15 protein-coding genes are annotated in these 21,298 nt (G+C 42.5%); 8 read left to right on the top strand and 7 right to left on the bottom strand.

Annotated elements, in window-relative coordinates:
* The 3 genes from VR862_RS00620 to glgB all read left to right on the top strand — a co-directional run bounded on the left by VR862_RS00620 (position 1) and on the right by glgB (position 8,324).
* Entirely contained in the window at positions 1 to 1,980 is a 1,980-nt protein-coding gene (locus tag VR862_RS00620; protein ID WP_324718995.1) for an alpha-1,4-glucan--maltose-1-phosphate maltosyltransferase, read from the top strand.
* A gap of 11 nt (positions 1,981 to 1,991) precedes the next feature.
* Positions 1,992 to 5,288 carry a maltose alpha-D-glucosyltransferase gene (treS, locus tag VR862_RS00615; RefSeq protein WP_324718994.1) on the top strand — a complete coding sequence of 1,099 codons (3,297 nt, stop codon included), beginning with the start codon at positions 1,992 to 1,994 and terminating at the stop codon, positions 5,286 to 5,288.
* A gap of 1,140 nt (positions 5,289 to 6,428) precedes the next feature.
* Positions 6,429 to 8,324, top strand: coding sequence for a 1,4-alpha-glucan branching protein GlgB (glgB, locus tag VR862_RS00610; RefSeq protein ID WP_324719630.1), 1,896 nt, complete (start codon positions 6,429 to 6,431; stop codon positions 8,322 to 8,324).
* 63 nt (positions 8,325 to 8,387) lie between these two features.
* On the opposite strand, the gene VR862_RS00605 is transcribed toward glgB, so the two are convergent.
* Positions 8,388 to 8,975 (bottom strand): T9SS type A sorting domain-containing protein, encoded by a 588-nt coding sequence (locus VR862_RS00605; protein WP_324718993.1) that lies wholly within the window; start codon positions 8,973 to 8,975, stop codon positions 8,388 to 8,390.
* Positions 8,976 to 9,194: 219 nt separating this feature from the next.
* On the opposite strand from VR862_RS00605, the gene VR862_RS00600 reads away from it, so the two are divergent.
* The 3 genes from VR862_RS00600 to VR862_RS00590 are packed head-to-tail and all read left to right on the top strand — an operon-like array spanning position 9,195 to position 11,620.
* Entirely contained in the window at positions 9,195 to 10,073 is an 879-nt protein-coding gene (locus tag VR862_RS00600) for an AraC family transcriptional regulator (RefSeq protein WP_324718992.1), read from the top strand.
* A 56-nt stretch (positions 10,074 to 10,129) separates the two neighbouring features.
* A complete protein-coding gene (locus VR862_RS00595; protein ID WP_324718991.1) occupies positions 10,130 to 11,188 on the top strand; it encodes an NAD(P)-dependent alcohol dehydrogenase in 1,059 nt (352 codons plus the stop codon).
* Between the two features lie 18 nt (positions 11,189 to 11,206).
* Positions 11,207 to 11,620: an OsmC family protein gene (locus VR862_RS00590; protein ID WP_324718990.1), complete on the top strand. Its 414-nt coding sequence runs from the start codon at positions 11,207 to 11,209 to the stop codon at positions 11,618 to 11,620.
* Positions 11,621 to 11,623: 3 nt separating this feature from the next.
* Here VR862_RS00590 and VR862_RS00585 read toward each other — a convergent pair whose 3' ends face one another.
* Genes VR862_RS00585 through VR862_RS00575 form a run of 3 tightly spaced genes read right to left on the bottom strand, consistent with a single transcriptional unit; the run spans position 11,624 to position 15,021 of the window.
* Positions 11,624 to 12,313 (bottom strand): N-formylglutamate amidohydrolase, encoded by a 690-nt coding sequence (locus tag VR862_RS00585; RefSeq protein ID WP_324718989.1) that lies wholly within the window; start codon positions 12,311 to 12,313, stop codon positions 11,624 to 11,626.
* Positions 12,314 to 12,346: 33 nt separating this feature from the next.
* Positions 12,347 to 13,567, bottom strand: coding sequence for a carboxylate-amine ligase (locus VR862_RS00580; RefSeq protein ID WP_324718988.1), 1,221 nt, complete (start codon positions 13,565 to 13,567; stop codon positions 12,347 to 12,349).
* Positions 13,564 to 15,021 (bottom strand): RimK family ATP-grasp domain-containing protein, encoded by a 1,458-nt coding sequence (locus VR862_RS00575; RefSeq protein WP_324718986.1) that lies wholly within the window; start codon positions 15,019 to 15,021, stop codon positions 13,564 to 13,566. The genes VR862_RS00580 and VR862_RS00575 overlap by 4 nt, the downstream gene beginning before the upstream one ends.
* Before the next feature lie 220 nt (positions 15,022 to 15,241).
* On the opposite strand from VR862_RS00575, the gene VR862_RS00570 reads away from it, so the two are divergent.
* On the top strand, positions 15,242 to 15,685 hold the full coding sequence (locus tag VR862_RS00570) for a DUF2267 domain-containing protein (protein ID WP_324718985.1): 444 nt from the start codon (positions 15,242 to 15,244) through the stop codon (positions 15,683 to 15,685).
* A gap of 59 nt (positions 15,686 to 15,744) precedes the next feature.
* Here the strand turns inward: VR862_RS00570 and VR862_RS00565 are convergent, their stop codons facing one another.
* Positions 15,745 to 17,427 carry a formate--tetrahydrofolate ligase gene (locus tag VR862_RS00565; RefSeq protein WP_324718984.1) on the bottom strand — a complete coding sequence of 561 codons (1,683 nt, stop codon included), beginning with the start codon at positions 17,425 to 17,427 and terminating at the stop codon, positions 15,745 to 15,747.
* Between the two features lie 105 nt (positions 17,428 to 17,532).
* On the bottom strand, positions 17,533 to 19,512 hold the full coding sequence (locus VR862_RS00560) for a monovalent cation:proton antiporter family protein (RefSeq protein WP_324718983.1): 1,980 nt from the start codon (positions 19,510 to 19,512) through the stop codon (positions 17,533 to 17,535).
* Between the two features lie 237 nt (positions 19,513 to 19,749).
* Between VR862_RS00560 and VR862_RS00555 the strand changes: the two genes are divergently transcribed.
* Complete coding sequence (locus VR862_RS00555) at positions 19,750 to 20,433, top strand: site-2 protease family protein (RefSeq protein WP_324718982.1); 684 nt, start codon at positions 19,750 to 19,752, stop codon at positions 20,431 to 20,433.
* On the opposite strand, the gene VR862_RS00550 is transcribed toward VR862_RS00555, so the two are convergent.
* Complete coding sequence (locus VR862_RS00550; RefSeq protein ID WP_324718980.1) at positions 20,434 to 21,291, bottom strand: universal stress protein; 858 nt, start codon at positions 21,289 to 21,291, stop codon at positions 20,434 to 20,436.
* Positions 21,292 to 21,298: the final 7 nt, after the last annotated feature.

The raw sequence follows: 21,298 nt of genomic DNA, 5'->3' as shown, positions 1-21,298 counted from the left end.
ATGAAAATTGATGGTCATAAGAGAGTTAGTATAAGAAATGTAAAACCCCAAATTGACTGTGGCAAATATCCTATCAAGAGAGTTGTAAATGAAGATATAAAAGTAGAAGCCGATATTTTTGGTGACGGCCATGATAAAGTGGATGCAGTACTCCTTTACCGGCAGAAAAAGAAAGGTAGAGGTCGTGAGAAAAAATGGCAGGAAAAACCGATGGAGTTCGAAGGTAATGATCACTGGAGCACTACCTTTAGATTAGATGAAACGGGAGATTACGAATACTCCCTCGAAGCATGGGTAGATCACTTCACTTCATGGCAGGACGGACTTGAGAAAAAGGCCGCTGCAAATCAAAATATAAAAACCGAGTTACTTATTGGAGCAGAACTCATGGAAGAAGCCCTTCCCCGGGCATCTGCCCCCAACAAAAAGAAATTAAAGGAATGGATCGAACTCTTGCGGGATGAGGAGCATGAGCAAAGAGCAGTTTCTGAAGCTTTAAGCGACAGTGCTTCCAGGGCAATGTATAAATCCCGGGATCGCAGTAAGGCCTTTCCCTATGATAAAACGCTGGAGGTAAGGGTAGAAAGGAAAAAAGCACTTTTTAGCGCCTGGTATGAATTCTTTCCGCGATCTGCTTCTCCCGAAAAGGGAAAGCACGGGACCTTTAAGGATTGTGAAAATGTTTTACCTGAGGTGGCAAAAATGGGATTTGATACCATTTATTTCCCACCTATTCATCCTATAGGCCGCAGCCATAGAAAGGGCCTTAATAATGCTACGGAAGCCGAAGAAGGAGATCCCGGTTCGCCGTGGGCCATTGGTGCTAATGAAGGAGGCCACAAGGCCATTCACCCCGAGTTGGGTACCATGGAAGATTTTACCCGCCTGGTCCAAAAAGCAAAGGACATGGGAATAGAGATTGCCCTGGATTTTGCTATTCAGTGTTCCCCCGACCATCCTTATGTCAAGGAGCACCCGCAATGGTTCAAGTGGAGACCGGATGGAACCGTTCAATACGCTGAAAATCCTCCAAAGAAATATCAGGATGTGCTTCCGGTGAATTTCGAGACTGAAGATTGGGAGAACCTTTGGGATGAATTGAAAAGCATAGTGGAATTCTGGATCGATAAAGGGGTAAACGTCTTTAGAGTAGACAATCCGCATACAAAGACCTTTGGATTCTGGGAATGGTGTATCAGGGAGATCAATAAAAAGCATGACGGGATCATTTTCCTGGCAGAGGCTTTTACCCGTCCAAGGGTAATGGAAGAGCTCGCGAAAATTGGCTTCAACCAGTCCTACACCTACTTTACCTGGAGAAATACCAAAGAGGAATTTGAGGAGTATCTAACCCAGCTCACTCAAACCGAGGTTAGGGAGTACTACAGACCGAATTTCTGGCCCAACACACCCGATATACTTCCTATTTCCTTGGAGCATAAAGATGAGCCCTCCTTTTTGATAAGATTGATCCTTGCCGCCACCATGTCTTCCAACTATGGACTGTACGGACCTGTCTTTGAATTCGGGCTCAATGAACCGTATCCCGGCAAAGAGGAATACATACATTCTGAAAAATATCAGATCTATCACTGGGACTGGCATCGCAATACCCGAACCAAAGAAATGATAAGTATCCTCAACAGGATCAGGAAAGAGAACGAGGCCCTGCAGACCACCTGGAACATCGAATTCTGCGCTACAGATAACGACCAGATCATATGCTATTCCAAGGTAGACCAGGATGAGAAAAACAAGCTCATCATAGTGGTGAATCTCGACCCGAACAATACCCAATCTGGGTGGGTCCAGGTACCCCTAAGAAGACTCAGGATCGAGGATCGCGACTCGTATTCGGTAAAAGATCTCTTGACCGGATCCAGCTATATATGGCAAAACGAGTGGAATTATGTCGAGCTGCATCCACGGGCGATCCCTGCACATATTTTAAAAGTAGAAACTAAAAAACCAATACAATAAAAGCAATTAGCATGATCAAACCACTTCAAGCGAACGATCAGGATACCTGGTATAAAGATGCTATTATATATGAACTTCACATAAAAGCCTTTTTCGATAGTAACGGTGATGGAATTGGAGATTTTGAAGGCCTTCTTCAAAAACTCGATTACCTGGAAGACCTGGGGGTAACTGCAATCTGGCTCCTGCCCTTCTATCCTTCTCCCCTTCGCGATGACGGTTATGATATTGCAGATTACTACAGTATCAACCCTTCCTATGGAGATCTTGATACCTTCAAGAGACTCATTGATGAAGCCCATAACCGCGGATTGAAGATCATTACCGAGCTGGTTATCAATCACACATCAGACCAGCACCCATGGTTCCAGCGTGCCCGAAATGCTCCTATAGGTTCCCCCGAAAGAGATTATTACGTCTGGACAGATGACCCAAATAAATATAAGGACACCCGTATAATATTTACCGACACCGAGCCCTCCAACTGGACATGGGATCCTGTTGCCAAACAGTATTTTTGGCACCGGTTCTTTAGTCACCAGCCCGACCTCAATTTTGACAATGAACAAGTACAACAGGAAGTTTTTGATGTCCTGGATTTCTGGTTTGATTTGGGAGTAGATGGATTCAGGCTGGACGCCGTGCCTTATCTGTTTGAAAGAGAAGGTACCAATTGTGAGAACCTTCCTGAAACCCATGACTTTTTAAAGAAGCTAAGAGCTCATGTCGACAGCAAATATGAGAATAAATTGCTCCTGGCAGAAGCTAACATGTGGCCTGAAGACTCGGCTGCATATTTTGGAGATGGAGACGAGTGTCACATGAATTACCACTTCCCTATTATGCCGCGCATGTTCATGTCGGTCAAGATGGAAGACAGATACCCGATAATGGACATTATCGACCAGACACCCGATATTCCTGAAAACTGCCAGTGGGCGATCTTCCTTAGGAACCATGATGAATTGACCCTGGAAATGGTCACCGATGAGGAAAGGGATTATATGTATAAGGTTTATACCAAAGATCCGCAGGCGAAGATCAATGTTGGAATTAGACACCGGTTGGCTCCCTTACTGGAAAACAACCGTAACAAGATTGAACTGATGAACGTGTTGCTCTTCTCTCTCCCCGGAACTCCGGTGATCTACTATGGAGATGAAATTGGAATGGGAGATAATTATTACCTGGGGGACCGTGACGGGGTGAGAACTCCAATGCAATGGTCATCAGACAGAAATGCAGGATTTTCTCATGCCAACCCGCATAAACTTTACCTGCCTGTAATCATTGATCCATCGTACAAATATGAGTCTGTAAACGTGGAGACCGAGCAAATGAATTCCTCTTCCCTGCTTTGGTGGATGAAGAGGATCATTAGCATGAGAAAAAGATTTAAAGCATTCGGGCGTGGGGACATCAATTTTCTTTCCCCGAGCAACGCCAAGATCATTGCTTACACCAGGACCTTTGAAGATGAAGACATTCTGGTACTTGGGAACCTTTCGAGATTCCCTCAGGCTGCAGAGCTGGATCTCGAGGCCTATGAGGATTATATCCCGGTAGAAGTCTTTAGTCATAACAAATTCCCGCGGATAACCGAACATCCTTATTTGTTCACCATGGCGCCCCACGGTTACTACTGGTTCCAGCTGCAAAAAGAAGAAGGTCATGTAGCCAAGTCTGAAACCCCTGAACTACAGGTTGAGGAGTGGGAACAACTGCTTCAAAACAAGACAAAGTCAAAATTTGAGCACAATATTCTGCCTAATTATCTCAATAGCTGCCGCTGGTTTGGCGGAAAGTCCAGGGTGATACAGAATATCACGGTGGTGAATAAAGTAGATATCCCGGTGGAGGAAATTCCTTCCACTCTAATAACTATTGAGGTAAGCTACAATGATGGGTTACCAGAGGTTTACCAGCTTCCGCTCGGGTTCTTAAGTCCGAAGTTTGATGAAGAATACAAAGAAATTCCTGCTAAGGGCATCATTGCAAAATTAAAACTGGGAGAAGAAGAAGGCTATCTTTTTGATGCCGTCTACAGTGAAAGCTTTAGAAACGTCCTTTTCAGAAACATCAAAAAAGGTCGCAAATTGAAGAGTGGCCGCGGAAATCTGGTGTTCTACCATAGTGAGAACGGATTTGATAAAGCAGATAAGGTACATTCAAAGATCCTTAACGCAGAGCAGAGTAATACTTCGCTAATTTTCGATAACAAATACTTCCTCAAGCTCTACCGGAAACTGGACAACACAATTAACCCCGATCTGGAGATCACAAAATATCTCACAGAAAAGACAGAATACAAAAATTCTCCACGGTTTGTGGGGGCAATAGAGTATAAACCCGATGCAAAAAATATCATTGTATTGGGAATGATGCAGGACCTGGTTCCTAACCAGGGCGATGCCTGGGATTATACAAAGGATGCATTAAACCGCTTTTTTGACAGGGTATTGACCATGCCTAAAGATCAGGAATTTGAACCTGTAGCGCATACTTTAAAACCTCATTCTTACCAGGATCTTTCAGAGAACATGAAGGAATTACTGGGAATGGTCTTTCCTGAGAGAATGTTTCTGCTGGGACAAAGAACTGCTGAAATGCACAAGGCCCTGGCTGCAAATCCACAGGAAAAAGATTTCGAACCGGAACCTTTTTCCCTGCATTACCAGAGATCTCTTTTCTCTTCCCTGCAGTCTCTTACCCGAAATGCTTTCCAGAACCTTCAGAAGAGCATAAAAACCCTTCCGAAGCATATTCAGGAGGAAGCGCAGGAAGTACTGGATATGAAAGGAGAAGTTCTCAAAACCTTCAGGAAAGTCTACGACCATAAAATCCCGATTATGAAGATTCGAACCCATGGAGATTACCACCTGGGGCAGGTTTTATGGACAGGAAAGGATTTTGTGATCATTGATTTTGAAGGGGAACCTGCACGATCCTTTAGTGAAAGAAGATTAAAGCGATCCCCGCTACGTGACGTGGCAGGCATGGTTCGCTCTTTCCACTACGCAGCCTACAGCAGTATTATGGAATCAGAAATTGATGATCACAATAAGGAAGGGGAACTGGACAACTGGGCCGACAACTGGTATTATGTGGTAACTAAAATTTTCCTTCAGGGATATTATGAACATGTTGGTGAAAACGACTTCATTCCACCAGATGAAGACGATACCGAGATCCTTATGCAGATCTTCCTGCTCGAAAAAGCGATCTATGAAATGAATTATGAACTAAACAACCGGCCAGATTGGGTCTTGATCCCGCTAAGGGGAATTAAATCATGCATTAAACAATAAACTATGGCTAAGAAAGAGAACAACAAGCAAGATATAGAGAAGAAGACTTCAGGCAGCGGAAAAGCTCCAAAAGGACCTGTCGAAAAAGGTAAAACTTCTCCTGAAGAATCGGGAGAAGTTAAAGGACCGAAAGGAGTAGGTGATAACTCGCCAAAGAAGACGGGAACAAAGAAAACAAGTTCGACAAAGTCTGCTGCTGAAAAGAAAACGGCGACCAAAAAAGCGGCAGGTAAGAAAAAGACATCCGCTAAGTCTGCAACTTCTGCTGAAGAAAAGCCGACCAAACTGGACACGGGTCTGCCTAGGACCAAAATGCCCGATGCAGATGCAGCAGCCGAGCCTAAGCCTAAAAAGCAGACGAAGAAAACTTCAGCAAAGTCAAAATCAACGACTGAAGAAAAGGCCACCAAACTAAAGACAGGACTGCCAAAGACAAAGATGCCCGATGCAGACGCAGCAGCCAGTCCTAAACCTAAGAAATCGGCAAGAAAAACATCCGCAGCAAAGAAAGAGCAGGAATCCTCTTCTAAACCTGCTAAATTTCAGGAACCTCTAACCGATGACCAGGTGCCCGATGTAGCTGCACCGGCGACCAAAGTCACCACCACTCCCGAGGAAAGCCCCGAGAAGAAAACCGGAACCCGAAAAACAGCTGAAAAGAAAGCTTCGGCGACTTCAAAGACTGCAAAAAAGAAAAGTGCAGGCAAAAAAGCAGAAGAGGCTGAACCGGCAGCAACAGAGAAAAAAGCTCCGAAGAAGATGTCAAGGCACAAAAAAGTTCCCGGAATAAGCGCCGAGGAAAAAATGAAACTGCCTAACACCTCTCCTTCCGAAGACCTTAAAGAGACTGCAAAAGAAACAGCCGAAAATATCAAAAAGAAGGTTACACCAGATGAAGGAACAAAAAAGGATCTCGAAAAGATGGCCCGGGACCTAATTCCCGATCCTGAGGACATCAAAGCTGCAGCCGGGAACCTTGCTGAAAAGATCATCCCTCAAGCCGAAAAGGCAAAGAAAAAAGTAGAGGAAATTCTGCCCGACAAGGAGGAAGTTGCAGCTGCGGCTCAAAAGGCAAAGAAGAAAGTAGAGGATCTCACTACGAACAAAAAGGAGGAGCAAAAATCCTCCTCAGATAAACCGGTGGAAGCGACCCTGCTTACTGAGTTTGATATCCACCTGTTCCGCGAAGGAAAACACTTCCACTTGTATAACAAATTGGGTTCTCACCTTATGGAGTACATGGGAACTGAAGGAGTGTACTTTGCGGTTTGGGCTCCTAATGCCGAGAGAATTTCTGTAGTGGGGGACTTTAATAACTGGGACAGGGAAGCCCATCCAATGAACGCCCGTTGGGATAATTCGGGGATTTGGGAAGTCTTTATACCGGGTGCCAAAAAGGGTAGTTTATATAAATACTTTATCAGGTCCAACAACGGTTATGAAGCCGAAAAGGGAGATCCTTTTGCTTTTCAATGGGAAACTCCTCCCAATACGGCCTCTGTAGTCTGGGATCTTGAGAACACCTGGAAAGACAAGGTATGGATGAAAGACCGGCAGAAAAAAGAAGGGAAGCCGCAGCCTATGTCGGTTTACGAAATACATCTGGGATCCTGGAAACGGGTACCCGAGGATAATCTTCGATCCCTTACCTATCTGGAACTTGCCGAGCAACTCCCGCAGTACATTAAGGACCTGGGCTTTACCCATGTGGAATTTATGCCTGTCATGGAACATCCATTCTTTGGATCATGGGGTTACCAGATCACCGGATATTTTGCTCCTTCCAGCCGTTTTGGAACTCCCCAGGAGTTTATGCACCTTATAGATAGTCTGCACCAGGCGGGAATTGGAGTGATCCTGGATTGGGTTCCCTCCCACTTCCCATCAGATTTGCACGGATTGCACTATTTTGACGGCACTTATCTGTACGAACATGCCGATCCCAAGAAAGGTTTTCATCCGGACTGGCAGAGTTACATTTTTAACTACGGAAGAAATGAAGTACGATCTTTCCTGATAAGCAACGCGCTATTCTGGCTTGATAAATTCCACGCCGATGGTTTGAGAGTGGATGCCGTGGCATCTATGCTTTACCTTGATTATTCCAGAAAAGAAGGGGAATGGGAGCCTAATGAATTTGGTGGAAACGAGAACCTGGAGGCTATTAGTTTCCTGAAGGAATTCAATGAAGTTGTATATAAGGAATTCCCCGATGCCGTAACCATAGCCGAAGAATCCACAGCATGGCCAATGGTTTCCAAACCCACCTACATTGGCGGATTAGGTTTTGGAATGAAATGGATGATGGGCTGGATGCACGATACGCTCAAGTATTTTAGTGAAGATCCTATTAACAGGCGGTATCATCAAAACACAATTACATTCAGTTCCAACTATGCCTTTACAGAGAATTTCATGCTACCCTTATCTCATGATGAGGTAGTTTATGGAAAACAATCCATCCTTAACAAGATGCCGGGAGATGAATGGAACAAATTTGCCAACCTCAGGACTCTTTACTCTTATATGTTTGCTCATCCCGGAACAAAACTGCTGTTCATGGGGGCAGAATTTGGGCAGACTACAGAATGGAATCACGATTCCAGCCTGGAGTGGCATCTAACAGATCGGGGACCACATCAACAAATACAGGAGACCTTCAGGGAACTCAACAAGCTTTATAAGAAAGAACCTGCCCTTTATGAAAAGGCATTCTCCTATGAAGGTTTTGAATGGGTGGATATAAATGATGAAGAAAACAGTATCATCAGCTTCTTGAGAAAAGGAAATGATCCTAAAGACAACCTGCTGGTTGTTTGTAATTTTACTCCTGTGCCAAGAGAAAACTACAGGATTGGAGTACAGGAAAAAGGTAGTTGGAAAGAAATCTTCAATAGTGATGATCAGAAATTTGGAGGTAGTAATGTGAAGAACGACGGCAAGGTAGAAAGCCAGGAATTACCTGCACATAGGCAGGAGAATTCAATTTCATTGACCTTACCTCCAATGGCCGTGATCTATCTCAAGAAATCCTGATCATAATTAATAAGAACTGCCCCGGGAAAATACCCGGGGCAGTGATTAAGTAGTGTTTGATCCTTAATTAATAACTACTTTTTCCTTAAATCTTTCCTGACCCTTTGCGATCTTGATCCAGTAGTCTCCCGGTGGTACGCTCGCAAAGTCCAGGGTTTTTTGGATGTGTTCTCCCGAGTCTTTAATTACAGTAAGAACTTCTCCGCTCCTGTTCTCTACTGTAAGGTCTACCCTGCCTTTCTGGATATTATTCATAAATACATTTACCCTTTTTGCCTGCACCCGTATGTGTGGCTTACTTATAGTAGCCGATTTACCTACGATCTCTACACCTTTAGATGATTTTTTGATCTTCCAGACCTTCGTTGCGAATCTCTTATCGACTTTAAGGAAATAGATACCCTGTGGAACCATTTCCAAATGGAGTCTTTTATTGTATTGTCCATCCTTTAGCAAGTCATCTTTAAATAGCGTTACACCAAAATTATCTTCAAATAAAATACTCGTTCCCCAGTTCACGTTAGAAAGATCTACTAAAACCGTTTGCTCTCCATTCAAGCTCACCCCATCTCCATCTTTTTCCTTAGCACCAGTAACAGAGAAGGTAAAAAGGAATAAAGCAACTAAAGAAATCTTTTTCAGCTTTTTCATAATTTTCATTGTTTTGGTTAAACCATTAAATTTTACATAACAAACATACCGCGTTATTCCTCCGGCAAATAGATGAAAATTGGCAAATAAATGTTCAAATTTGATCTTTTTCAGGCTAACTAAAACGTTTTAGGTTAAAAATGAACATTTAAAGGGTAATCGAAGTGAGGTAGCGTATTTTAATCGGAATTAAATTTACTTCATCTTTTAATCGATTTTATGAAATTAAATGTAAAACCCGAATTAGAAAAAATAGAGCCGCTGTTTGGGAGTTCATTTACATATAGAACCTATGATAAGAACCACCAGAACAGAAAACATACCTTTTGGCATTATCATCCTGAAATAGAACTGGTTTACGTGAAGAATGGTTCAGGGAAGCGGCAAATTGGAAGTCACATCTCCTATTACAGCAATGGGGACCTTATACTTATTGGGTCCAATCTTCCTCACTGTGGTCTAACAGATGGTCTTACGGGAAATGAGAATGAAACTGTGATCCAGATAAAACCTGATTTTCTTGGCAATCAATTTTTCGACATTCCTGAAATGAAGAACATAAAAGCCCTTTTTGAAAGGGCAGCCATGGGAATTGTCTATAATGGAATTTCCAAGAATGTTATAGGTGAGAAAATGGAATTACTCAAAGACCTGCCTCCATTGGAGCGCCTCCTCGGCCTTCTTGAAATTCTGCACTTATTGGAAGGTTCAGAGGAATATTCAATTTTAAATGCGCAGGGGTTTATTTTAGAAACAGAACTACAGGACAATCAAAGGGTAAATGTGATCTTCAATTTTGTCAAAGAAGAATTTCAGAGATCCATTACGCTGGAAGAAGTAGCTAAGAAAGTGAGCATGACTGTACCGGCTTTCTGCAGGTATTTCAAAAAAATAACAGGAAAGACCTTTACCCGGTTTGTCAATGAATACCGCCTGGTACATGCAGCCAAGCTTCTGCATGAGAAACAAATAAGCATAACAGAGATTTGCTTTGAAAGCGGATTCAATAACTTCAGCCATTTCAACAAACAATTCAAAAAATTTACGGGAAAGTCTCCCTCAGTTTATCGCAACGAACTTAAAATAGTTTTAACCTGATACTATCTCATCTTTTACAGTAAAATCCGTATCTTCAAGAGCCTTAAAAAGAAGGTATGAAAAACGTAAAAGCTTATGCTACTCAGGCTGCAGATCAAGATCTGAAGCCTTTCCAGATAGACCGCTCTGACCCCGGACCGGGAGATGTTGAAATAGAGATCCTGTTTTGCGGGGTCTGCCACTCAGACATACACACTGCCCGTAATGAATGGGGCGGAACAAAATATCCCTGTGTTCCCGGTCATGAGATCGTGGGTAAAGTAACCCGAACAGGAAAAGAAGTAAAGAATTTTAAAGAGGGTGATACTGTTGGAGTGGGCTGTTTTGTAGATTCCTGCGGCCATTGTGAAAATTGTGAAGAAAGCCTGGAGCAGTACTGCTTAAATGGTCCTACAGCAACTTACAATTCCCCTTCCCGCCTGGACAAAGACGTTCATACCTATGGAGGTTATTCTACTCACATCGTAGTAAAGCAAGAGTTTGTTTTGAAAATTTCCGAAAAGCTGCCGCTCTATGCAGTAGCTCCACTGCTATGTGCCGGAATAACGACCTACTCCCCTCTCCGCAGGTGGAATGTCAAAAAAGGTGACAAAGTCGCAGTAGTTGGCCTTGGCGGACTCGGACATATGGCCGTAAAACTGGCATCCTCAATGGGTGCGGAAGTAACAATGCTTAGTCGTTCCCCCGAAAAAGAGCAGGATGCAAACGAATTGGGCGCTGCTCATTTTGAACTTACCACCAAAGAGGAAAATATGAAAAGGATGGCCGGCCGGTTCAATCTTATCATTAACACGGTTTCCGCACAACACGATTACAACCAGTATCTCAATCTTTTAAAAACAGATGGGGTCATGGTACTACTGGGAATTCCCCCAAAACCTTCAGAAGTACTCGCTGCGCCCTTGATAATGAAAAGAAGAAGTCTTGTAGGTTCTTTAGTTGGTGGAATAAAGGAAACCCAGGAAATGCTGGATTATTGTGCAGAACATGGTATAGTTTCAGATGTTGAAATGATCAATATTGATCAGATCAATGAAGCTTATGAAAGAACCTTAAATGCCGATGTACGCTACAGGTTCGTAATAGATATGAAATCCCTAAAAGAGCAAAATTAGTAACCCAACCATATAAACATGAAAAGAAATGCAACTGCCGTTTGGAACGGAACAATAAAGGAAGGAAAAGGAAATCTCACTACACAGAGCGGGGTGCTTAAAAAAACACCGTATTCTTTCAAAATGAGATTTGAGGATGAACAGGGAACCAATCCCGAAGAGCTTATTGGAGCTGCACATTCCGGCTGTTTTACCATGCAGCTTTCAGCAAATTTGAGCAAGGAAGATTTCAATCCTGTAGAGCTGGAAACCAGGTGTGAGATCACATTTGAGGATGGAACAGTTAAAAGATCACATCTTACCTTAGAGGCTAAGGTCCCGGGAATTTCACAGGAAAAATTCGATGAACTGGTAAAACACGCAAAAGAAAATTGCCCGATTTCAAAACTATTGAATGCTGAGATCACGCTTGAATCGACGCTGAACGGATAACCTTCAGGCTTCGGAAAGTATTTTGGAAAGCGCTTCAAAAATGTCATTTTTGAGGCGCTTTTCCATTTTATTGTCCTGCACGAATTTTTGATTCACTTCCAGCTCTATTCCTGAATATTGCTGCGGAAATTGTTGTCTGAGATAGGTAGTAAAACCATCATCAATACCCAGATAAGGATAGTTATAACGCACCTTGTGATCTCTGTCCTGCTGAAGAATCCTTTCTTTAAGATCTTCACAAAAGCTTTTTTCTGATTTTCGGGAGGGATCGAACAGGAGGCCGATGTTTGCATTTCTCACCTCCCCGTTAAGTACGGGAGTGAAAGTATGTACCGAAATGTGGAGTATATCATTTCCTTCCTGAATAAGGCTTCTTATCCTCCCCTCTATGTACTCCCGGTATGGCAGATAAAATTCTTTCAGGATTTCCTTTTTTTGAGAGTCTTTTAATGGCACTGTAAATTCTGAAAATAGCTGTTCATGCCCCAGAGATCTGTTAGGTTCCACCAGCAGCCTGCTTATCATATAATCCTGGCTAAAAACTGCCAGTCCCGAAAGCTCCTGAAACAGATCCCTTGCCCCCGGGTCAAACCCGCGATGCGTCTCCAGCACCTCAACTGCCCCGGAAAAAAAATTCCGGTAGGCCTCAGGAACCTCATTTCCCGCATGTTCGCAAGTGAGAACTAACTTCATCCACTCAAAAATTTGATCCTTAATTGATTATTGTTAATTCAGAAAAAACCTGTTTTCCTGTAAACAGTCACCTAATTTCCGGTAAACCTTCAGGATTTTCTCTTCTGTAGGATCTTCGCCTAAAGCATTTAATATTCTACTGGACAAACTGCCATGCCCCAGCAAAATTTCTATGTTTATTTTATGCTTTGGAGAAAGGTCTTCTTTGACCAGCGAATAGATCCTTTTCCAGACATCAAGTGTTTTGACTCCCGGCTCCAGATCAAATATTCCGGCATATTCTGCATTTTTGATCTCAGTGTCTTCAGCATTTATGATCACCCCATTAAAGATCTCAAAAAGGTCATTTTCATGCCAGTTTTTTTGATCTTCAAGAGAGATCAATTCTTCGCTCACCAGTAATTTTAATGCTTCAATAATTAGAACTGCTATGGCTATATCGGCTTTTGGACATTCCTGCACATCGATCACCCTTATTTCGATCGCTCCGCGGTCAAACCTGGCAATGGCTCCTCTCGAATTTAGAAAGTGCTGATCGAGAATATTTTCGGTATCATGAGGTTTGATGGCTTTATTTATAGGATCAAAAATGCCATTTTGATAATCTTTTCTGGAAAAGAATTGCTCGGGGATCACCTTACCCGTCATTTCCGGGATCTCTTTTTGATTTGTCTTATAGACGTGCATCCTGGCATCTTTAAATCCGGTGAATTTCCCTTCAAAAATGGGAGAGCTCGCACTCAGCCCCGGAATTAAAGGTAGCAATATTCTTACTGCGGCATGCAATTTTTCAAATTCCTTATCTCCCGAAAAAGGTAAATTGATGTGCATACTCTGCACATTGCTCCACCCATGGCCGGTACAGTCAAAGATGCGGTTATACAGCGCATAGATCCTGCTATAGTTGTGTTGCCATAGCTGCATTTCCTTTTCGGGCTGCATTAGAGGATGTGCCGCGGTGGCTAACAATTCGCTGTTAAAGTCCCTGAGGAGTTCATTTACCTCCCGAACGTTTTCAGAAAAAAGTTCATCAAGGGTCTCAAGATCGGCTGTTGGGCCATTTGTCTTCAGTTCTACCACATGAGCAACCAACTCGTTACTCCATTCAATCTTGCCATTTTCCACGTCTGAGGTGAGACTGCCGTTCTTTTTGGTAAGTAGCCTGTCAACTATAGGATTGACCTTGTAGGTGCTGGAGTTTACCAGCATATACTCCAATTCTATTCCGAAGACTTCAAAAAGGTGATAACTCATTCTATTTTCTTTTCAAGACGGTTCTTAAGAGCTGTGAGTATATCGATGTATACCTTGTCTCCATAGTAGCGATCTTCAACTCCGAAGTCAACATTCGGATTGTCGTTGATCTCAATTACCAAAGGCTTGCCATCCACTTCTTTAATATCAATTCCGTACAGCCCTTTCCCCATAAGTTTAGCCGATTTTAAGGCGGCTTCCAGGATCTTTTTTGGCACTTCATCAATGGATATCACATCTGCATTCCCTTCCTGATCATCTTTTTTCTTTGCATTCCAGTTGTAGATCTGCCAGTGACCTTTGGCCATATAATAGCGGCACGCAAAAATTGGCCTGTCGTCGAGGATCCCGATTCTCCAGTCATAATCTGAAGGCGTATATTCCTGTGCGATTATAAGCTCAGATTCCTTTAGCATCTCTCCTACCAGCTTCTCATATTCTTCAACCGTTGATGCCTTTTTGACACCAAATGAAAAAGTTGAATCGGGAGATTTCAGCACTAAAGGAAGTCCTGTTTTTTCAATGACCTTATTGCGGTTTTCTTTGTGCACGATGATGGTTACGGGAGTAGGAATTCCGGCATTCTCAAGAGCTTCGGCCATAAAAACCTTATTACAACACTTAAGGATAGCATCGGGATAATCCACAATGGCAATATCTTCCTGTTGTGCTTTACGGGCAAAGGCGTAGGCTTCATTATTCACCTCGGTACTTTGACGTATGAACAGCGCATCAAAGGCCGAAAGTCTTGACAGATCTTTAGGAGAAACAAATTCTACATAGAAATTCATCTTTTCGGCGAGCTCGGCAAACTTTTTTAATGCCTTTTGGTTGCTGGGCGGGGCGGGATCATGATCCTGCACAAGGATAGCAAGATCATATTCATAACTTCCACTTCGCGGGGTATCATACCTCTTCTTGGCAAAATACTGTATAGCAAAATCGTGCATTACAGGCTTGTGCTCCTCGGGAATTTCGATCTCAGACAAAGCCTTGATCGACTTGATATTCCACTTGTTTGAATAGTAGAATTTTACCCGAAGGAAAGGGATCTGAAAATGCCGGTGAAACATGGCACTAAGCTCCCTATATTTCTGAGCCACATTTTGACCAAAATATATACTAAGTGTGAATTCTGAAGACTTGATTCCTTTTAAACTTTTCTGAATAAGATCATCAAATTCATCCGAAACGATCTTCACCAGTTTAGGTTCCCGAAGATCCACCAGGTTCATTACTGTAGGTATTGGTAGATGTCCACGGGCTTCGGCTAGTAAGGATACATAATAACCTTTGCTCTGGTAAGAATAATCCTTACACAAATTAAATATGCGAGCTTTCTTAAGATTTGAAAATTCGGAATTTGTAAGATAATCCCGGGCCGAAATGATCTCCATGTTTTCTAGAGAAAGCTTCCAGTTCTCGGGCTTATTTACAACTAAAAATTTCTTCATTAAGTATTTAAAATTTTAATCAAAGGTATATGAAAAAATGAATGAAAATTCGCCTGACCATTAATTTTCATTTACCTCCAACTTAAGCAAAAAACACTGATATAAAAAATGTAAAAAACTGTATTATAAATAGTTAAACAGGACTCCTGATTTTTCATGACCTGGAAGATTTGTTATATTCTAAGGAAGAGAAATTTTTGTTGAACCAAGAAATGAAGCTATGACATTTAATTTGAGTTTTGAAAAATTTGCGAAGGAAGCGCATGATTATGTAAATGAACTGGCAAAGGATCTAGGTCACCCCGAAGAGAAAGATAGAGTGCTGAAAATATGGCGGGCAGTAATGCACACCGTTCGTGACAGGATCCATTTAGGGGAAGCTATGCAGCTCATCGACCCTTTGCCCATGATCTTTAAGGGAATTTACGTAGAGGATTGGAAATACAGCGAAAAACCATTAAAGGATTTTTCTACTGTTGAAGAAATGAAGGAAGAAGTGAAAAAACTTCAGGCTCAATATGGAGAAGAAGATTTTCCCTGGAGCAAATCTACAGAAGAGATCATTTCCATAACCATAAATTCCCTGAATCGGTTTCTACAGGGAAAGCAGTTAGAGCATCTAAAAGATCAGCTGCCAAAAGAAGTAAAGGAAATTGTAGAATAAAAAACCTTCCGGGCGTACCCGGAAGGTTCATCTTAGTTGGAAGTTAATAGATCTTGCCCCTAAATTAGCCCCGAAATATTTCCTTCCAAATCTATGTTAATGTTCTCTGATGCGGGATGTGCCGGTAAACCGGGCATTCTCATCATATCTCCGGTAATTGGGATCAGGAATCCAGCGCCGGCAGCGATTTCAATTTCCCTTACATTGAGAGTAAATCCTTTTGGTCGTCCCAACAGTTTAGGATCATCAGACAATGATTTCTGTGTCTTGGCTATACATACAGGTAAGCCTTCCAGGCCAAGATCCATGATGTTCTTAAGATCCTTTTTAGCTTTTGGACCGAATTCTACCTTATCTGCTCCGTAGACCTTTTTTGCAATGGTCTCTATTTTATTAATAACAGACTCGTCCCAGTTGTACAGGGGTTTAAAGTCAGACTTTCCTTCTTCAATGGCTTCGACTACCTTTTGGGCAAGCTCCAAAGCTCCTTCCCCTCCTTTTGCCCAACCATCGGAAAGCGCAACTTTAATGTCAAGCTTTTTCGCGAGATCCAAAATAACCTGAATCTCTTCATCATTGTCACTGTAAAATTTATTGATGGCTATTACCGGGGTGATGTTGAACTGAAGTGCATTTTCCAGATGTTTCTCCAGGTTTGGCAATCCTTTTACAAGAGCCTCAACATCGGGGATCGTAAGAGAGGAAAGCGGTGCTCCACCGTGGTACTTCAACGCTCTGATGGTAGTGGTCATCACCACCACTTTAGGCGCTAATCCCGCACTCTGACATTTGATATCAAGGAATTTCTCTGCACCCAGGTCAAAACCAAAACCGGCTTCGGTCACCGTGTACTCAGAAAGGCTCATCCCCATTCTGGTAGCAATAACAGAGTTGGTGCCCTGGGCAATATTGGCAAAAGGACCGAGATGAATAATGGCGGGATTACCTTCCATGGTTTGCACCAGGTTTGGCTTAAGCGCATCCTTTAGCAGCGTGGCCATAGCACCTTCAGCATTTAGATCCCGCGCATAAATAGGTTTCTTGTCAAAAGTGTAACCTATAAAAATGTTCCCAAGACGTCCTTTTAGATCCTCAAGATTTTCTGCAAGACACATAATGGCCATGATCTCGGATGCTGCTGTTATATCAAATCCGCTTTCCCGTGGAATCCCTGATCCTGTTCCACCAAGGCCAATAACAATATTACGCAGTGCACGATCATTGACATCCATTACCCTTTTTAGAGAGACGGTTCGGGGATCAATCCCTAAATTATTGACTTTAGACTGGATATTATTGTCAACCAGAGCTGCCAGTAAATTATGTGCCTTTTCAATAGCCGAAAAGTCTCCGGTGAAGTGAAGGTTGATGTCTTCCATAGGAAGAACCTGGGAATACCCTCCTCCTGTTGCTCCTCCCTTGATGCCGAAAACCGGTCCCAGGGATGGCTCTCTTAGGACAACAGTAGTTTGTTTTCCTAACCTGTTCATAGCTTCAGAAAGACCAATAGAGACTGTAGTTTTACCTTCTCCGGCGGGTGTTGGCGAAATAGCAGAAACAAGGATAAGATTTCCTGAGTCTATTTTCTTTTTGTCAATCCTTGATAGAGGCAATTTAGCTTTGTACTTCCCATACATTTCGATCTCTTCGGGATCGAGACCTAATTTTTTGGCAATTTCTGTAATGGGAGTGAGCTGTACTTTTTTAGCAATGTCGAGATCGGTAAGAGGTGCAGTTGTCATTGATCTTTCGGTCTTTTGATTTACAGTTCAAAAGTACAATGCGAGCCCCGCCTCAGGAATGATAAGAATCAGTTTTACTGAAGTTTTTCAAACGTTTTCGTAAACCTAAGTCACTGCCTTATAGAAGGAGTCGATGTGCTCCTGATCTCCACTTACAAATACGAGATCATTCCGCAGTAATTTTAGAGTTGGAAAAACCGTCTTGATAATTTGTCCTTTTCGGGACACAGCCAGGACATTGACCCCAAATTTCTTTCTCACATCTATCTCCTCGATCGTCCTTCCAACTACCGAACCACTTTCGGCCATGACCCTCACACAACTTATCTTGAAATCGGGAATAGTTGAAGAGCTAAAGGTTCTGAGAGGTTTGCGGGACTGAAAGACCTGATAGTTATCTGCCCTTACTGAATCCACCAGACTTTCCAGTTCATCGATAGGCACAAGGAAATTGGTCAACACGCGGGAGAAGATCTCGATCGAGGTTTCAAATTCTTCCGGAATGACCTCATCGGCTCCAAGGGCAAGCAGGCTTTTGATCTCCTTTACATAGCGCGTCCTTACTACTATATGTACAGAAGGAGAAAGATGACGAATGTTTGCGACAATTGCTTTTGTAGCCCTGGGATCTGAAATGGCGATAACCACAACCCGGGCCTTTTTTACATTCACAGCCTCCAGCATGTGCTCCTGCATGGCATCTCCATAAATAATTGGCTCCCCTTTTGCCTTTTCCTTTTGGACGATCTCAGGATTAAGTTCGAGAACCATATAGGGAATGTCTGCATATTTTGCTGCTTTAGAGAGGTTGGTACCATTGATACCATACCCAATGATCAACAAATGATCTTCGGGCCCGTTAGCTGCTTCTGCAGAAAGAGAGACCTCCCTGTCAATCTTATTACCTCCCACTCCCGGAGCCAACTTCCTTAAGATAAAATTTGCTGTGTTTCCTGAAAACAGGAAAATGAATGGGGTTAGTAACATGGTGAATACCGAGACAGAAAGAAAGTACTGATTCATTTGTGGAGAGAGCAGTCCATTCTCAATTCCCACCCGGGAAAGTATGAAGGCAAACTCCCCAACCTGAAATAGTGCCATTCCCGACAGAATCACGGTCTTCATAGAATATCTTAGGGCAAGGGCAGTGAGAGAAACCACTCCACCCTTCAGGATAAAAACCACAAGGACCATCAACAGGATCATTACCGCGTTCCTGACGAAAAAATCCAGGTCAAGTAACATCCCAATCGATATAAAGAAGAAGCTGATGAACAGCTCTCTAAAAGGCAAAATTGTACTGGTGGCCTGGTGACTGTAGTCTGATTCGGAGATAATGAGCCCGGCAAGGAAAGCTCCGAAGGCGAGGGAAAGTCCTGCCGAAGCCGTAACAAAGGCAACAGTAAAACACAGGGCTATGGTGGCCAGAAGGAAAAGTTCCTTGCTCTTGGTTTGGGCTATTAAAAACATTCCTCTGGGAACAAGATATTTTGCCCCTATGTAGGTGAGGGCAAGTACGAGTCCGCTTTTTAGCAAAAGAAATAGTACTTCATTAACGATGTTAGCCGAATTACCTGCCATGATTGGGGTAACTAACATCATTGGTACTACAATAATATCCTGAAAAATGAGAATTCCCAGGGCCATTCTGCCATGAGGTGCCGTGATCTCATTGCGGTCATACAGGATCTTTAGAACAATAGCCGTACTGGAAAGCGAAAAAAGAAAGCCGGTGAATACAGCCTCATTCCAGGAGGATCCAAGTACAAAGAAAATAAATGCCGTCACCACAATGCTCAGTCCCACCTGCATGAATCCTCCCAGGAAAACGGTGCGCTTCATGGAAGCCAGTTGCTTAAGAGATAGTTCCATTCCTATGACGAACATCAACAGAATAACACCAATTTCTGAAAGTAACTCTACTTGTTCAGGATTCTCGATCAACCCAAAGCCAAACGGTCCTATTATTATACCTGTAACTAGAAATCCCAGCACCGATGGCAGTCTGAGCCTCTGCAGCAGCAGCACAACTACCACCGAAAAACCTAATAATACCACAATGTCCTGGAGTAATGGAAAATGCATTCTTTAGATCATTTTTGTATTCCCTAATTTATTAAATTCTCCAAGATTGACTGACTTTAGCAGCATGTTTCGAAGAGAAAGTTAACGCTCCTATGCTCTTGAAAATTACCCCTTGATCTATTCCACTTAAACTCATGAAGATATAACCGGCCAGTGCACCTAAAAAAGAACTTTATAGGGGATTTAAGAACCTGCAGCTTTTGAATTTCTTAAATTATGACCTCCTAATAAATTAAAATGTTTGGTATAAGTGACATCCCAAAGTTCCTGCTGGCTTTTTTTCTGGTATTGCCACTAATATCCATTATACATGAATTAGGGCACGTTTTCTTTGCCCGGCTTATGGGGGCAAAAAACATCCGTATCATCGTGGGAAGTGGGAAGCCGGTTTATAACCGGGGAATAGTTGAAATTCGGCAGTATTATTTCTGGTATGGGTTCTGCACTTTTGAGAATATTGAACGCAAAGAGAAAGTAGCTAATATCCTTATCTTTTCGGGAGGAGCGTTATTCAATCTTTTAAGTATCATCGCGGTTATTTTATTGGTAGAGAATAAAGTTTTAGAGGAAGGAATGCTGACTTATCAATTCACATATTTTTCCATGTACTATGTGTTTTTCGCACTACTACCTATGCTTTACCCCGGGGGAAATTTTAGTGATGGCAAAATGATTCTTGAACTTATAAAGAATAAAGAAGAAATTATAAAGGAGCGGTCCTACCGGGTGCAATGGAAGACAAAGGAAGAAAAATGGGAAGTTCTCAACCACAAAAGTGAGTCCGTCCAATCTTTTAAGAAAGAAGAAGAAGCCATAGAAAAAGCGAAAATTATGGCGCAGGAGAATCGTCCCAGTCGGATTATTCTTTTGAAAAATGGTGAGGAAAAAGAGATCCAGAATTATCCCCGGGTCCCATTATAGCTATTTCACAACCCATAAAGGCACATCCAGATTGGCATTAAATAATTCCTCGGTTACCGTACCCACGGCGAAAGGGGAAAAAGTATTTCCACCTTTATCTGAGACCACCAACATATCTACATCAGAATTTCTAAGGTTAGCCATGATCTTTTGTGCAGCTCCCGATTCCCTTCCCATAAAAATAAGGGGTTCAACAGGTTCGGAATAGTTGAGCTTCTTCAGGAACTTATCAAATTTTTCCCTGACATGTTTTTCCACTTTTGGCCCCATTGATTCCGGTGACATATAAGGAGAGAACTGTACGGGCACGCTGTATACATGAACTACTTTTAACTCCACTGCCTGTCCTTCCTGAAGTTCTTTAGTGATCCTAAAAACTTTTCGGGAATCATGGGAGAAATCTGTTCCCGCCCAGATCCTGTTCAGCTTTTCCTTTGCAGCTGCGGGTACCGCGAGAATATCACACCTTAGCAATCGCAGCAGCTTTCCACTGACTACCCCGGTGCCTTTTTCGTGCTTCTTATTCCCTACAATAGCCAGGTCGATCCCATATTTTTCCACGATGTACTTCAAGAGAGATTCGCTGTAGGGATCTTCTGAAATAAGGACCTCCCAGTTTGCAGATGCCGAAAAATGGGATTTTACCTTCTCATTTAATTCATCACCTATGACCTCATCCAGGTTCACATCCTTCAGGTGTTCTTCAAAAAGCTCAGAAATCTCGTATTTTTTGATGTTATGCACAAAATAGACATTCTCTGCCTGAAGTCTTTCAGCAATAAAAGAAGCATAAGTGATAAGCTTTTGATCAATAGCCGAAAGATCCAGGGCGACAAGAATATTTTTGATCTTTTTCATGACAGTT

Origin of the sequence: Salinimicrobium aquimaris, from assembly GCF_035607535.1 — a bacterium.
Taxonomy (GTDB): domain Bacteria; phylum Bacteroidota; class Bacteroidia; order Flavobacteriales; family Flavobacteriaceae; genus Salinimicrobium.
Note: the sequence above shows the minus strand (reverse complement) of the source record. Positions and strands in the feature narration are given on the sequence as shown.